The 14,498-nt window shown below is 70.1% G+C and carries 13 protein-coding genes; 9 read left to right on the forward strand and 4 right to left on the reverse strand.

From position 1 onward, the window contains the following. The first annotated feature begins 73 nt into the window (after window positions 1–73). From ACIQTP_RS24295 to ACIQTP_RS24310, 4 genes are all read left to right on the forward strand, one after another. Window positions 74–1,789 (forward strand): serine/threonine-protein kinase, encoded by a 1,716-nt coding sequence (locus ACIQTP_RS24295; RefSeq protein ID WP_403402961.1) that lies wholly within the window; start codon window positions 74–76, stop codon window positions 1,787–1,789. Between the two features lie 2 nt (window positions 1,790–1,791). Next, a complete protein-coding gene (locus ACIQTP_RS24300) occupies window positions 1,792–2,682 on the forward strand; it encodes a prepilin peptidase (protein ID WP_403402964.1) in 891 nt (296 codons plus the stop codon). Between the two features lie 72 nt (window positions 2,683–2,754). Then, window positions 2,755–3,969: a cyclic dehypoxanthinyl futalosine synthase gene (gene mqnC, locus ACIQTP_RS24305; RefSeq protein WP_403402967.1), complete on the forward strand. Its 1,215-nt coding sequence runs from the start codon at window positions 2,755–2,757 to the stop codon at window positions 3,967–3,969. 7 nt (window positions 3,970–3,976) lie between these two features. Continuing rightward, on the forward strand, window positions 3,977–4,423 hold the full coding sequence (locus ACIQTP_RS24310) for an imidazolonepropionase-like domain-containing protein (RefSeq protein WP_403402970.1): 447 nt from the start codon (window positions 3,977–3,979) through the stop codon (window positions 4,421–4,423). Between the two features lie 112 nt (window positions 4,424–4,535). Here the strand turns inward: ACIQTP_RS24310 and ACIQTP_RS24315 are convergent, their stop codons facing one another. Beyond that, window positions 4,536–5,600: a chitinase gene (locus ACIQTP_RS24315; protein ID WP_403402973.1), complete on the reverse strand. Its 1,065-nt coding sequence runs from the start codon at window positions 5,598–5,600 to the stop codon at window positions 4,536–4,538. A 391-nt stretch (window positions 5,601–5,991) separates the two neighbouring features. Between ACIQTP_RS24315 and ACIQTP_RS24320 the strand changes: the two genes are divergently transcribed. From ACIQTP_RS24320 to ACIQTP_RS24335, 4 genes are all read left to right on the forward strand, one after another. Continuing rightward, window positions 5,992–6,336, forward strand: a complete 345-nt coding sequence (locus ACIQTP_RS24320) for a hypothetical protein (protein ID WP_403402976.1) — start codon at window positions 5,992–5,994, stop codon at window positions 6,334–6,336. Between the two features lie 19 nt (window positions 6,337–6,355). Beyond that, the gene (locus ACIQTP_RS24325) at window positions 6,356–8,761 is read left to right on the forward strand and encodes a bifunctional polysaccharide deacetylase/glycosyltransferase family 2 protein (RefSeq protein ID WP_403402978.1); all 2,406 of its coding nucleotides are present in this window, start codon (window positions 6,356–6,358) and stop codon (window positions 8,759–8,761) included. 1 nt (window position 8,762) lies between these two features. Then, a complete protein-coding gene (locus ACIQTP_RS24330) occupies window positions 8,763–10,100 on the forward strand; it encodes an acyltransferase family protein (protein ID WP_403402981.1) in 1,338 nt (445 codons plus the stop codon). Window positions 10,101–10,173: 73 nt separating this feature from the next. Further along, on the forward strand, window positions 10,174–10,869 hold the full coding sequence (locus tag ACIQTP_RS24335; protein ID WP_403402984.1) for a demethylmenaquinone methyltransferase: 696 nt from the start codon (window positions 10,174–10,176) through the stop codon (window positions 10,867–10,869). A gap of 99 nt (window positions 10,870–10,968) precedes the next feature. Here ACIQTP_RS24335 and ACIQTP_RS24340 read toward each other — a convergent pair whose 3' ends face one another. Then, on the reverse strand, window positions 10,969–11,301 hold the full coding sequence (locus tag ACIQTP_RS24340; protein WP_403402987.1) for a PASTA domain-containing protein: 333 nt from the start codon (window positions 11,299–11,301) through the stop codon (window positions 10,969–10,971). Between the two features lie 102 nt (window positions 11,302–11,403). Continuing rightward, window positions 11,404–11,910, reverse strand: a complete 507-nt coding sequence (locus ACIQTP_RS24345; protein WP_403402990.1) for a GNAT family N-acetyltransferase — start codon at window positions 11,908–11,910, stop codon at window positions 11,404–11,406. A gap of 98 nt (window positions 11,911–12,008) precedes the next feature. On the opposite strand from ACIQTP_RS24345, the gene ACIQTP_RS24350 reads away from it, so the two are divergent. Beyond that, window positions 12,009–13,304, forward strand: coding sequence for a geranylgeranyl reductase family protein (locus ACIQTP_RS24350; protein WP_403402993.1), 1,296 nt, complete (start codon window positions 12,009–12,011; stop codon window positions 13,302–13,304). A gap of 142 nt (window positions 13,305–13,446) precedes the next feature. Here ACIQTP_RS24350 and ACIQTP_RS24355 read toward each other — a convergent pair whose 3' ends face one another. Continuing rightward, window positions 13,447–14,283, reverse strand: a complete 837-nt coding sequence (locus tag ACIQTP_RS24355) for a C40 family peptidase (RefSeq protein WP_403402995.1) — start codon at window positions 14,281–14,283, stop codon at window positions 13,447–13,449. Window positions 14,284–14,498 lie beyond the last annotated feature (215 nt).

Genomic DNA, 14,498 nt, shown 5'->3' on the forward strand with positions numbered 1-14,498 from the left:
GGGACCCCGCGGGGGCGTACGGAACTACCCTGCTGGGCAGTGCGTCCGTGCGTACGGGGGAGGTGGGAGCGCCATGCAGCCGCTCGGAGTGGATGAACCCACGGTCGTGGGGCCCTACCGGCTGCTCGGCCGGCTGGGCTCCGGCGGCATGGGGCGGGTGTACCTGGGCCGCAGCGCGGGCGGGCGGACGGTCGCGGTCAAGATCGTGCACCCGCACTTCGCGCTCGACGAGGAGTTCCGCGCCCGCTTCCGCCGCGAGGTCGAGGCCGCGCGGCGGGTGGGCGGCGCGTGGACGGCCCCGGTCCTCGACGCGGACCCGGAGGCGTCCGTGCCGTGGGTCGCGACCGGCTACGCGGCCGGTCCCTCGCTCGCGGCGGCGGTCGCGGACGCGGGCGGTCCGCTTCCGGCGCATTCGGTACGGGTGCTGGGCGCGGGCCTGGCCGAGGCGCTCACGGCGGTCCACGCGCTGGGCCTGGTCCACCGTGACGTCAAGCCCTCCAACGTCCTGCTCACCCTAGACGGCCCCCTCCTCATCGACTTCGGCATCGCCCGGGCCACCGACGGCACCGCCTCGCTCACCTCGACGGGCGTCTCCGTCGGCTCCCCCGGCTACATGTCCCCCGAGCAGATCCTCGGCAAGGGGGTCACGGGCGCGGCGGACGTCTTCTCCCTGGGCGCGGTGCTGGTGTACGCGGCGACGGGCGAGTCCCCGTTCCCCGGCGACTCCTCGGCCGCCCTCCTCTACAAGGTGGTGCACGAGGAACCCCGGCTCGGCTCCCTGGAGGGGGAGCTGCGGGAACTCGTGGCCGCCTGCCTCGCCAAGGACCCGGCCGGACGGCCGACCCCGGGGGAGGTGGCCGGGCGGCTGGCCCCCGAGGGGGCGGCCCGGCTGGTGACCGCCGGCTGGCTGCCGGGGCCCCTGGTGGAGCAGGTCAGCCGCAGCGCGGTGCAGCTGCTGAACCTGGAAGCGGCGGAGGTGACGCCGTCCGGGCCGGTGGGCTTCAGCAGCCCTTCGGTGGGCACGGACTCCGGGGCCGGGGCGCCGCCACCCGACGGGGTGTTCGGGCCGCCGCCGACCATGCCGCCGTACGCCATGCCGACGTACGTACCGGGACAGCGCGATGTCCAGGACGCGGTCCCGGCGCCGACGGTCCACCCGAGCACGCCCGCGGCCCGCTCCGACCACCCCGGCAAGCTCTCCGTCAGCATGGCCGCGACCTCCGCCCCCGGTGCGAACGGTCGTGGCCGCAGGGTGAGTTGCACGCTCGCGCTGGCCGTCGCGGGTGCGCTGGCCGCGGTGACCGTGGGCTCGGTGTTCATGTTCCACCTGCTCCCGGGCGGCGGCGGTGACAACTCGGCTTCCAGCGGCCCCGATTCCGCGGCCAGCCCCCCGGCGGCGACACCGAGCGCCGCCGGATCGGCCGGCGCGACGCTCGCCTCCGTGCCCGCGCACTACCTCGGCACCTGGTCGGGCGACGCCTACGCGCTGAGCGGCAAGCTGCCCGCGGGCACGTTCCGGGTCACCCTCCACCAGGCCGCCGTGGGCAAGGAGTTGGGCACGTTCCGCTCGACCGACCTGATCGGCGGCGTCTGTGACGACGTACTCGTCCTGAAGAAGGTCACGGACGAACAGCTCACCGCGACGAGCACCGCCAAGACGTCCAACCCCAGCACCTGCACGACGGGCAGCCACGAGGTACGGCTGATCCCCGCCGGTGGCGACCTCAAGTACGAGACGGACAACCCGGACGCGGGCGATCCGGTGGCACGCATGTCGAAGGCCGAGTAGCCGTGGACCTCGAACTCTGGTCCATCCGGCCACTGTGGCTGACCGTCCTCGCCGCCCTCTGGGGCGCGGCGGCGGGACTGCTGGTACCGCGGGCCGCCTACCGGTTCGCGGTGGAACCGGACGAGGCGTGGCGGACCCGGTGCCCCGACGGACACGCCCTCACCGGCGCCGCGGCCGGCTGGCTCGGCCTCGCCCGCTGCGCCGACTGCGCCCAGTACCTTCGTACGTCGTGGTCGGCGCCCGGAGACGCGGGGCGCGCGCCCGGTGTTGCGGGGCCGGTGGCCGGTGATGCGGGGCCGGTGCCCGGTGTTGCGGGGCGGGTGCCGGGCGATGCCCCGACGGCGTACCGCTACGGCCCCGGCACCCCCCTCGTCGCCCTCACCACCGCGGGGGCCTGCGCCGGTCTCGCCCTCGCCACCGGCGCCCGCCCCGAACTGGCCGTCTGGCTGCTGCTCGCGCCGCTCGGCGTGCTGCTCGCGGTCGTGGACTTCCGGGTGCAGCGCCTGCCGGACGTCCTGACCCTGCCGCTCGCGGGCCTGGCGCTCGTACTGCTGGGCCTGATGGCCCTCGTACCGGAGCACGCGGGGCAGTGGCCGACCGCGCTGTTCGGGTCGCTCGTGCTGGGCGGCGCGTACTTCCTCCTCTTCCTCGTCAACCCGAACGGCATGGGCTTCGGGGATGTGAAGCTCGCGCTGGGAATCGGGGCCGTGCTCGGCTGGTACGGATGGGGGACCGTGGTGCTCGGGACCTTCGCCGGGTTCCTGTTCGGCGGCCTGTACGGGCTGGGGCTGGTGCTGATGCGACGCGCGGGGCGCAAGACGTCCATCCCCTTCGGACCGTTCCTGATCGCGGGGGCGTACATCGGGCTGCTGATCGGGGCGTACGCGGCCTGACGTCGGGCCACGGGCGGGGCTGGCGTAGGCTGACCAAGTCCGTCCAGAACCCTTACGAAAGGGACGCTCCCGGTGACCGAGAAGGCCGACCTCACGTCTTTTGATGTCACAGCCGTCCTCGACCGTGCTGCCGCGGGCGGGCGCATCACCCCCGAAGAGGCGCTCGTCCTCTACCGCGACGCCCCGCTGCACGCCCTGGGCGCCGCCGCGGACGCGGTACGCCGCCGCCGGTACGCGGGGACCGAGCACATCGCCACGTACATCATCGAGCGCAACATCAACTACACGAACGTGTGCGTCACGGCGTGCAAGTTCTGCGCCTTCTACGCGGCTCCCAAGGACACGGACAAGGGCTGGACGCGCGACCTCGACGACATCCTGCGCCGCTGCGCGGAGACCGTCGAACTCGGCGGTACGCAGATCATGTTCCAGGGCGGACACCACCCGGACTACGGCGTCGAGTACTACGAGAAGCACTTCGCCGCGATCAAGGCCGCCTACCCGCAGCTGGTCATCCACTCCCTCGGCGCGTCCGAGGTCGAGCACATGGCCCGCATCTCCAAGGTGAGTGTGGAGGAGGCCATCCAGCGGATCCACACCGCCGGCCTCGACTCCTTCGCGGGCGCCGGCGCCGAACTCCTCCCGGCCCGCCCCCGCAAGGCGATCGCCCCCCTCAAGGAGTCCGGCGAGCGCTGGCTGGAGATCATGGAGACCGCGCACGGGCTGGGCGTCGAGTCGACGTCCACCATGCTCATGGGCACCGGCGAGACCAACGCCGAACGCATCGAGCACCTGCGGATGATCCGTGACGTACAGGACCGCACGGGCGGCTTCCGCGCCTTCATCCCGTACACCTACCAGCCCGAGAACAACCACCTGAAGGGCCGCACGCAGGCGACGCTCTTCGAGTACCTGCGGATGATCGCGATCGCCCGGCTGTTCATGGACAACATCGCCCACATCCAGGGCTCCTGGCTGACCACCGGCAAGGAGGTCGGCCAGCTCTCCCTGCACTACGGCGCGGACGACCTCGGCTCGATCATGCTGGAGGAGAACGTCGTCTCCTCGGCGGGCGCCAAGCACCGCTCCAACCGCATGGAGATCATCGACCTGATCCGCAAGGCCGGCCGCGTGCCCGCCCAGCGGGCCACGACGTACGAGCACATCGTCGTCCACGACGACCCGGCGAACGACCCGGTCGACGAGCGCGTCATGTCCCACATCTCGTCCACCGCGATCGAGGGCGGCACGGCACACCCCGAGCTGAAGCTGCTCGCCTCCAACTAGCCCCGCCGTGCTGACGATCCACACCGCCGACGAGCTGCGCATCAGCCGGGACGCGGACCCGCTGAAGGACGGCGCGGTCGCCGTGGAGGGCGACCGGGTCGCGGGCACCGGGCCGCTGGACGTGCTGCTGGAGCGCTTTCCGGGGGCGCGGGTCCGCAGCTGGCCCGGGGTCCTGGGGCCGGCGCGCGTCCATGAGGGCCCACTGCCCGAGGCGCCGTCCCCCAGGGAGCGGCTGCACGCCGTCCTGAAGTCGGGCGCCACCGCCGTACTGCAGCAGTACGCCGACACCCCCGACCTCCGCGCGGCGGCCTCCCGTAACGAGGTCGCCGTACTCCCGCGCACGCGAGAGACCGCGATCGTCGACGCGGGACGTGCCGACCTCGCGGTCTTCGATGCGGACGGAGCATGCATCGCGACGGTGTGCGCGGGCCGCCTGGTACACAGACGCCGCTGAACTTCTTCACCCCGGACCGGGCAGCGCCCTTCTTTGAGGGGCGCGGGGCTGTGTATATATGCGGCTCCGCCGCGGGGCGCGCTCAGCCCCCACCGGTCCGCACCCGACGAACTCACCCGGCGAACGCCTCCGCAAACGCCCCCGAACTCTGCGAAACCCCACTGCAATTGGTGGCCGCATTGTCCGAAGAAGCGTCATCACTCGAACACTGCTGATCCCGGAACGTCGACCACATCGACACCCAAGCGATCTTCTTCGACTCGGCAAACGCACGGACCTGCGCCGCGTCCGAGAGGCTGAACGTCTCATTGGCCACGTCGTTGTCCCCGATCATCGAGGTCAACGCGAGCCCCTGCCAGGCGCCCGCACTCGACAGTCCGAAAACATCCTGCAGTTGATCATGGGTCGCCTTGGCGGACGTCTCGGCGTAGTCGCCCATGTCCCCGGAGTACGAACTCCCGTAATTCATCGTCATGATGTTGACCGTGGAGACCGTCACGGAGTTGTCGTTGGCGGACTCCAGCAGCGCCAGACTGTCCGAGTCCAGCCCGGACGGCATGACCGGCAGCGTGAAGGACACCTTGAGGTCACCGCGCTCCTTCTGAAGCAGCGCGATCGCCTTGGACCGCAGCGCGACCGACGCGGAGTCGGTCAGCGCGTCCCCCTCGATGTCGAAGTCGGCCTGGGTGGACCCGGCGGCGTCGAGCGCCGCCCCGTACGCCGCCGCGAGCGCGCTCGCGCTGCCGCAGACCTCCGCCAGCTCCTTGCCGGACGCCCCGCCGAACGAGACGCGCACACGCGCGCCGGACTCCTTCAGCGCCGAGATCCGGGACTTCACGGCGGCCTTGCCGATGGCGTCCGTGCCGTTCCACTTGGCCGTGCAGTTGGTGCCGTCGGAGATCACGAAAGCCAGGTTGTACGTGGTCGGAGACCCTGCCGAGTCCGTCGCGGAGGCCTCCGTGGCGCTCACGTAGGGCGCGTACGAGGTGCTGGACGAGGTGCTGGAGGAGGTGCTGGAGGAGGACGCGCTCCCGGAGGGCGCCGCACTCGTCCGCGGGGCCCGGGAGGTCTGCGCGGGCGCCGTGTCCATGGCGCCCGTACCACCGGAAGAGCACCCCGCCGCCGCCAGAGCAAACAGGCAGGTGAGCCCGGCAGCCGGCCTCAGATAACCCCTCATTGCGTATGCACCCGCTCTCGTGATTTCTGTCTCAGGACCGAAACAAAGTGCGATTCGGGAGTTCCAAGGTGGCACATCCGAGGGTGATTACCGAATACAGGAAGCGCATGGGTGACCCATGAGTAGCGGTACGCGAATCGGGCAAGCCGGGCCGCGAATCGGTACACAAGGTAAATATGTATCGACGCTGAACTGCGCAGATGTTCAAGGAATCTCTCAGGGAATGGACAGCTTGGGCCAAGTTTCATGGGCGCCTCACATGAGAACCAGAGAATTGGCCACATAAAGGAGCCCTAATATCCGGGGAATGCAATCCGAGTCAGCCATCGAAAACCACAGTCAAGGGCGCGGCCGCCGCCGCAAACGCGGCAGCGCGTCCGAAGACGGTCCCGTGTTCGTTGACAACTCCGGGCGCAGAGCACGTCTGCTGCGCAGGTTCGGCATGCTCGTCGGCGCCGTCTGCTTCGGTTACGCGGTCGTCCTCGGGATGGCCTTCATGGGCTGGGGCACCTCGCTGACCCCGTCCTCGCTCCTCCCGTTCAGCGGCGGCCAGGCCGGCTCCGCACCCGGGGGCAACCTTCGGCCGCAGGGCGGCGTGGCCCCCACCGGCAGGCCGACCGGCACCCCGCCGGCGCGCCTGCGCACGGGCACGGCCCCCTCCTCGGCCACCTCCCCGGCCTCGGCCTCCTCCCCGGCCTCGGCCGCATCCGCGTCCGCTTCCACCGGCGCCAACTGACCGGAACGGACCCACCTCCATGACTTCGACGACGCCTCCACGCGGCCGCCGGCGCGCCCCCACCAAGATGGAGCGGGCGGCCGGCAAGGCCGCGGCGCTGCAGAAACCGCGCGTGATCCTCGCCCTGCTGCTCCTGCTGGGGCTCACCAGCGTGATGCTGCTCGACGGCTATCTGCGTTCCGAGATCGGCAACGACGCGCGGGTGCGCGACGGCGCGGCCTACGACAAGGTGCCGCAGAAGATCCTCGACGGCGGTCCGCTCCTGACGTTCACGGGCGGCACGGCCAAGACCCAGTCCGTCCCGAAGAAGACCATCGTGCTCACCTTCGACGACGGTCCGACCCCGGCCTGGACTCCCCAGATCCTCAAGGTGCTCGAAGACAACGGCGTCGAGGCCACCTTCTTCATGGTCGGCTCGATGGTCTCCCGCTATCCGAGCGTCGTGAAGGACCTCGTGGACCAGGGCAACGAGGTCGGCATCCACACCTTCACCCATGTCGACCTCTCCTACCAGGGCACGGGACGGCTCCAGCGCGAGCTGAAGCAGACCCAGCTCGCGCTCGCGGGTGCGGCGGGGATCACGACGACGCTGTTCCGGGCCCCGTACTCCTCGGAGATCGACGCCGTCGACAACTACAGCTGGCCCGTCTACAAGGAGATCGGCAACCTCGGCTACACCAGCGTCTTCGTCGACACCGACAGCGACGACTGGAAGAAGCCGGGCGTCTCGAAGATCGTCCAGTGGGCCACGCCGAAGAACGACAAGGGCGCCGTCGTCCTCATGCACGACGCGGGCGGCGACCGCTCTCAGACGGTCAAGGCGCTCGACACGTACATCAAGAAGATGAAGGCGAAGGGCTACTCCTTCACCACCGTCAGCGGCGCGATGGCGAAGCTGAACAGGGCGTCGAACGGGGCCGGGCGCACGGGCACCACCGGTTCCGGTTCCGGACAGGCCGTTGAGGCCGGGGTCGGACAGACCGGTGCGGGTGCGGGTGCGGGTGCCGGTACCGGTGCGGGTGCGGGTGCCGGTGCCGGTGTCGGCGCTCAGGGCGAGCAGCCGGGCGGCACGCAGTCCGCGCCCGGATCCAGCTCCGCCAGGAAGGGGAACATCGAGCAGTCCGGTCAGCAGCAGGCCACCGGTGCCACCCTCTACGAGGGCAAGGCCCTCATCTACGCGGTCGCGGTCGCCGAATGGGTCCTGCCGCTGCTCTCCTGGCTGCTGCTGGTCGTCGGCATCTCCGTCATGGGCCGCTTCGGGATGATGCTGATCCTCGCCCGCCGCCACTACAGACAGCGCAACAGGAAGCGCGGCAAGGGCGGCAAGTTCAGCTGGGGGCCGACGGTCACCAGGCCGGTGACGGTGATCGTGCCCGCGTACAACGAGAAGGAGTGCATCGCCAACACGCTCCACTCGCTGGCGCAGAGCACCCATCCGATCGAGATCATCGTCGTCGACGACGGCTCCACGGACGGCACCAAGGAGATCGCCGAGTCGCTGGGCCTGCCCAACGTCCGGGTCATCCGCCAGGAGAACGCGGGCAAACCGGCCGCCCTCAACAACGGCGTCCGCAATGCCAGTTACGACATCGTCGTGATGATGGACGGCGACACCGTCTTCGAGCCGGACGCCGTGCACCAGCTCGTCCAGCCCTTCGCGGACCCGGGCATCGGCGCGGTCGCGGGCAACGCCAAGGTCGGCAACCGCAACACCGTCATCGGCGCCTGGCAGCACATCGAGTACGTGATGGGCTTCAACCTCGACCGCCGCATGTACGACCTGCTGCGTTGCATGCCCACCATCCCGGGCGCGATCGGCGCGTTCCGCCGCGACGCGGTCCTCGAGGTCGGCGGCATGAGCGAGGACACGCTCGCCGAGGACACCGACATCACCATCGCGATGCACCGCGCGGGCTGGCGGGTCGTCTACCAGGAGCACGCCAAGGCCTGGACGGAGGCGCCGAGTTCGCTGAAGCAGCTGTGGTCGCAGCGCTACCGCTGGTCGTACGGCACCATGCAGGCGCTGTGGAAGCACCGCAAGTCCCTGACGGACAAGGGCCCGTCGGGTCGCTTCGGCCGCATGGGCATGCCGCTCGTCGTGATCTTCCAGATCGTCACGCCGGTCCTCGCTCCGCTCATCGACGTGTTCACCGTCTACTCGATGATCTTCGTGGACTTCTGGGCCTCACTGCTGGCCTGGCTGGCGGTGCTGGTCGTCCAACTCGTCTGCGCCGCCTACGCGTTCCGGCTCGACCGCGAGAAGTACCGCTACCTCGCGATGCTGCCGCTGCAGCAGCTCGCGTACCGCCAGATGATGTACCTCGTCCTGATCCACTCCTCCGTGACCGCCCTGACCGGCGGTCGCCTCCGCTGGCAGAAGCTCAAGCGCACGGGTGAGGTCGGGACCCCGGCAGGAGTGAGCTGACATGAGCTGGGGCTCGGAACAACAGAGGTACCAGGGATATGAGGGGTACCAGGGCCAGCAGGGATATGACTATGGGTACGGGCAGCAGCCCGATCCCTACGGGCAGGGCCGGCAGCCTCAGGCCCCCCAGCAGTACGGCTACGGCCAGGGGTACGTCGACCACGGCCAGGTGTACGTCACCGAGACGGCACCCCTGCCGGTGATCGAGCCGGAGCCCGCGGCGGACACTGTCGTCCCGACCGAGCCCGGCCCTGACGCCGGAGAGCCCGAAAGCCCCGCTGCCGACCCGGCGCCGAAGGCCAGAGGCACCGGACGCGACCGCTACTTCGACGCGCTGCGCGCCGTCGCGCTGGTCCGTGTCGTGGCGTACCACACCTTCGGCTGGGCCTGGGCAGGCCTGGTCTTCCCGTCGATGGGCGTGATGTTCGCGCTCGCCGGCTCGCTCATGGCCAAGTCCCTGGAACGCCCCGCGCTCAAGGTGGTCAAGAGCCGGATGCGACGGCTGCTGCCGCCCTTCTGGTTCTGGGGCTTCTTCGTCGTGGTGGCGATGCTGATCCACGACTGGATGCCGGGCTGGCAGATCGTCTTCTGGATCGTGCCGGTCGGCGACCCGCCGGGCAACCAGTGGGGCATCCAGGCCTGGGAGATCCTCTGGTACCTGCGGACGTACCTCTGGTTCGTCCTGATGTCCCCGCTGCTCCTGAAGGTCTTCCGCAAGGCCCCCCTCCCGGTCCTGCTTCTCTCCCTCGCCCCGATCCTGGTCTTCCAGTACGCCTGGCAGCCGCCGGACAACCGCTTCGGCAGCGGCCTGACGGACTTCGCCACCTTCCTGTTCTGCTGGCTGGTCGGCTTCGCGCACCGCGAGGGCGTGCTCCAGCGGCTGAAGCCTGCCCTGGTGATCCTGGCGTCGCTCGCCCTCCTGGCGTACGGCGGCTGGTACGCCTTCGCGCACCAGGCGGAGTTCGGCACGTACGACCTGGACGAGGTCCCCGTAGCGCAGACCTTCTGGTCGGCCGGCTTCGTGACGCTGCTGATGTACTTCAAGGCGTACTGCAACGTCGACTTCGCCTGGCTCGCCCGCTTCAAGCGGCTCGACCGGATCGTGACGATCTTCAACGGGCGGGCGGTGACGATCTACCTCTGGCACGAGATCGCCCTCGTGCTCGCGGTCCCGCTGATCGACCAGTTCTGGAAGGTGCCCGCCTTCGAGAAGTGGCTGCCGCTGGAGAGCCAGTGGTTCATGTTCGGCATCGGCTGGGTGCTGATCTGGATCGCCATCCCGCTGGTCGGCTGGGTCGAGGACGTGGCCGCCAAGAAGAAGCCGAAGCTGCTCCCCTGAGGAAGGCTGCGTGAGACCGGCGTACGGGCCGGGCGCCGCGAAGTCGCCCGGTCCGTGCTGCCACAATGGGGGAGTGACCCGCGCATCCCTGGACAAGCAGCCGCACGAAGTCGCCTCGATGTTCGACGACGTGGCGGAACGGTACGACCTGACGAACGACGTGCTGTCGCTCGGCCAGGACCGGGTGTGGCGCAGGGAGGTCGCGAAGGCGGTCGACGCGCGCCCCGCGCAGAAGATCCTGGACCTGGCGGCCGGCACGGCGACCTCGTCCCTCCCCTTCGCCCGCGCCGGCGCGTACGTCGTGCCCTGCGACTTCTCCCTCGGCATGCTGCGGGTCGGCAAGAAGAACCACCCCTGGCTGCCGCTGACCGCGGGCGACGCGACGAAGCTGCCCTTCAAGGACGACACCTTCGACGCGGTGACGATCTCCTTCGGCCTGCGCAACGTCCAGGACACCGACACGGCGCTGAGCGAGCTGTACCGGGTGACCAAGCCCGGCGGCCGGGTCGTGATCTGCGAGTTCTCGCACCCCACCTGGGCACCGTTCCGCACGGTCTACACCGAGTACCTGATGCGCGCGCTGCCGCCGGTCGCCCGTGCCGTGTCCTCCAACCCCGACGCGTACGTCTACCTCGCCGAGTCCATCCGCGCCTGGCCGAACCAGCCCGAGCTCGCCGAGAAGCTGCGCAAGGCCGGCTGGTCGAAGGTGGCCTGGCGGAACCTGACGGGCGGCGTGGTGGCCCTGCACCGGGGCTTCAAGGCCGCCTGACGCGTCCTGCGGGCAGGCGCCTGCGCCGTCCCTCGGGCAAGCGCCGCCTGGCGCCTCCTCCGGGCGAGCTGCCGCTCTCGGTTCCGCAGAGCGGCTGTCTCAGCTGAGCACTTCGAACGGGTCACCGGGCTCGTCGAGCTCACGGCGCATACCGCCCGACGGCGGACCGGGCAGCCGCGGCTCCCGCACACCCGCGCCGCCCTCCGCGTCACCGAGGTCGAACCACACGGTGACCACGGCCCCGCGCGGCACCTCGGAGCCGGGCGGCGGATATTGGCGTACGACGTAGTCGACGACGGTGAGATGGAAGTCGGGCCGGTCGGGCGCGGCGAGCAGCACACCTCGCGCATCGGCCGTCTCGCGCGCGTCCACGGCCATCAGGCCGATGAGCCGCGGCACGCGCACTTCGGGTGTCTTGGGTGTCAGGCGCACGGACGTCACCCCCAGCGGTACCGGAAGGGTAAGCCAGGGCCCGGCCCTTCCGGAAGCCGTCGGGTGGCTGCCGGAGACCGTGCGGCGGCCTTCCGGAAGCCGTCAGAGGGCGAGGCGGTAGCAGTGCGCGGGCTCGGCCGTCGTGGGACGGGTGAAGACCTCCGCCAGTTCCATGCCGACGCGTCGGGTCACGGCGATGGAGCGCTCGTTGCCGGGTCTGACCATGGCGACGACGCCCCGGACGCCCGCCGCGCGCACCCGCTCCAGGGTGGTGAGCGCGGCGGCGGTGACGTACCCCTTGCCCCAGTGCGCCCTGCCGAGCCGCCACCCGATCTCGATCTCACCCCTCGGCCCCCACTCGCGCGGCCACGGCTGCGCCCCGGTGAACCCCAGCACCTCACCCTCCGCGTCGACCATGGTCCACAGACAGAAACCGAGTTCGGCGTCGTGCCGGCGCTGGCGCGCGGTGAGCTCCTCGTACACCGACAGTTCGGCCGCCTTCCCACCGTGGAACTCCATGACCTCGGGGTCGGCGAAGATCCGGTGCCAGGCGAACGCGTCCTCGTCGGTGGGGACACGCAGCCGTACGTCGGGGAGAGCTCGGTTCACGGGGCAGCCCTTCAGCCAGGTGATCAGTACCGCTGCATAGACTGCCCATGTCCAGTGCCCGTCAGCACGCAGATTTCGAGTCTTGGGGAGACCCCGCCGTGACCGAGCCCCAACCCCTCTCCGAAAACACCGCAGATGTGATCGTCGTCGGGGCTGGACCAGCCGGTTCCACGACCGCGTACTACCTGGCGAAGGCCGGACTCGACGTCCTGCTCCTGGAGAAGACCGCGTTCCCGCGGGAGAAGGTCTGCGGTGACGGCCTGACCCCGCGCGCCACCAAGCAGCTCGTCTCCATGGGGATCGACATCTCCGAAGAGGCCGGCTGGCTGCGGAACAAGGGCCTGCGCATCATCGGCGGCGGTGTCCGCCTTCAGCTGGATTGGCCGGATCTCGCCTCCTACCCGGACTACGGACTCGTCCGCAAGCGCGACGACTTCGACGAGCAGCTGGCCCGGCAGGCGCAGAAGGCGGGCGCGCGGCTGTACGAGCGCTGCAACGTCGGCGCCCCCATCATCGACGACCGCACCGGCCGCATCACGGGCGTGCACGCGAAGCTGGGCGACGCGGGGGAGAAGCGCGAGGTCACCTTCCACGCGCCGCTGGTCGTCGCCGCCGACGGCAACTCCACCCGCCTGTCCCTGGCGATGGGCCTGCACCGCCGCGAGGACCGCCCGATGGGTGTCGCGGTCCGTACGTACTTCACGTCCCCGCGCCACGAGGACGACTACCTGGAGTCCTGGCTGGAGCTGTGGGACCGCCGGGGCGCCGAGGACCGTCTGCTGCCCGGCTACGGCTGGATCTTCGGCATGGGCGACGGCACCTCGAACGTCGGCCTCGGCGTGCTCAACACCTCCGACTCCTTCAAGGAGCTGGACTGGCGCGAGGTCCTGAAGGCCTGGTGCGCCTCCATGCCGGAGGACTGGGGCTACACACAGGAGAACATGACCGGCCCGATCCGCGGCGCCGCCCTTCCCATGGCCTTCAACCGCCAACCGCACTACACCAAGGGTCTGCTGCTGGTCGGCGACGCCGGCGGCCTGGTCAACCCCTTCAACGGCGAGGGCATCGCCTACGCCATGGAGTCCGGCCAGATCGCCGCGGACGTCATCGTGCAGGCCCACGCCCGCTCGACGCCTGCCCAGCGCGAACTGGCCCTCCAGCGCTACCCCCGTGTCCTCAAGGACACCTACGGCGGCTACTACACCCTCGGCCGCGCCTTCGTGAAGCTCATCGGCAACCCGAAGGTCATGAAGATCGCGGCTCAGCGCGGCCTGACCCACCCGCTCCTGATGAAGTTCACCCTCAAGATGCTCGCGAACCTCACGGACCCGACCGGCGGCGACGCGATGGACCGCATCATCAACGGCCTCTCGAAGGTGGCACCGAAGGCCTGACGCCGGCGCGGGGGGCGCCCGGGGGCCTCCGGGGGCGTCCCGGAGGGCGTCCGGGGGCGGTCCCGCCCCGGGGCAGTACGACGAGGCCGCCACCCACTCGGGTGGCGGCCTTCACGCCGTATGACTCACAAGGTCCCGCGACTCAGAGAACGCGCACCGCGCCCGTGGCCGGGTAGCCCGAAAGGTCCTGAATCACCACACCCTTGGAGGGGTTGGCCGCGTCCAGGTACTGACCGTTACCTATGTACACACCCACGTGGTACGCCGAACCGGCCGAACCCCAGTACAGGATGTCGCCGGCCTGGATGTTGGACAGCGAGACCGGCGTACCGGACGTCGACTGGTCCTGCGAGACGCGCGGCAGGTCGACACCGACCTGCCTGAACGCGGCCTGCACGAGGCCGGAGCAGTCCCACGCGTTGGGGCCCGTACCGCCCATCACGTACGCGTCGCCGACCTGAGCCTTGAGGAAGGCGAGGACGGTGGCGACACTGCCGCTGGCCGGGGCGGAGAAGGTCGAACTCGAGGAGCCCGCGGAGCTGGACAGGATGGTCCGCGTGGACGACCGAGAGGCGGCCTGGGCGGCCGCGGCCTTGCGGGCGTCCTCGGCCTTCTTCTTGGCCTCGGCCTTCTTCTTGGCGTCCGCGAGGTCCGCCTTGGCCTGCTTCGCGGCCTTTGCGGCAGCCGCGTCGCGCTCGGCCTGCAGCTCGTAGTTCGCAGCGGCCTGCTGCGTGGCGTCCGCGGACTGCGCCAGCTGAGTGGCCAGGTCGGCCGTCAGGGTGGGCAGTTCGAGGGTCTGGGTCACAGGCTCGGCGGCGTTCGCCGAACCAGCCGCACCGGCCACGGCCAAGGTGCTGAGAACGCCACCGGCAACTCCGGCGCGCATCGCTAGCGTCGACGCGTTGCGGCGGGGCTTCCGGTGGTTGCGTATGTGAGCGGTGTGGGACATGGGTACAACCGGTATCAGGGACTCCCTCATACCTTCAAGAAACGTGTGGTGCGCCACAGTTGTTCAATCCGCGGCCGAATCCGGGGCGCGTCACTCTTTATTGACGCCGTAACGGGCATTCTGGACAGAGATGATCAAGGCTGTGATCATGCTCTTTCCGTATTACGCCCGAATTGCCCTCTGCCTACCATTGGTTGCAGCCTGTGGCCAAGGCCGGCTTATCCGACCCATAGGTCGATGTGACA

This window comes from Streptomyces sp. NPDC090798 (assembly GCF_044768965.1).
GTDB lineage: Bacteria > Actinomycetota > Actinomycetes > Streptomycetales > Streptomycetaceae > Streptomyces.

What these genes read in the sequence shown, in the direction of transcription:
- ACIQTP_RS24295 (WP_403402961.1), top strand. Translation starts at nt 74, where the DNA reads ATGCAGCCGCTCGGAGTGGATGAACCCACGGTCGTGGGGCCCTACCGG.
- ACIQTP_RS24330 (WP_403402981.1), top strand. Translation starts at nt 8,763, where the DNA reads ATGAGCTGGGGCTCGGAACAACAGAGGTACCAGGGATATGAGGGGTAC.
- ACIQTP_RS24355 (WP_403402995.1), bottom strand. Translation starts at nt 14,283, where the DNA reads ATGAGGGAGTCCCTGATACCGGTTGTACCCATGTCCCACACCGCTCAC.
- ACIQTP_RS24315 (WP_403402973.1), bottom strand. Translation starts at nt 5,600, where the DNA reads ATGAGGGGTTATCTGAGGCCGGCTGCCGGGCTCACCTGCCTGTTTGCT.
- ACIQTP_RS24325 (WP_403402978.1), top strand. Translation starts at nt 6,356, where the DNA reads ATGACTTCGACGACGCCTCCACGCGGCCGCCGGCGCGCCCCCACCAAG.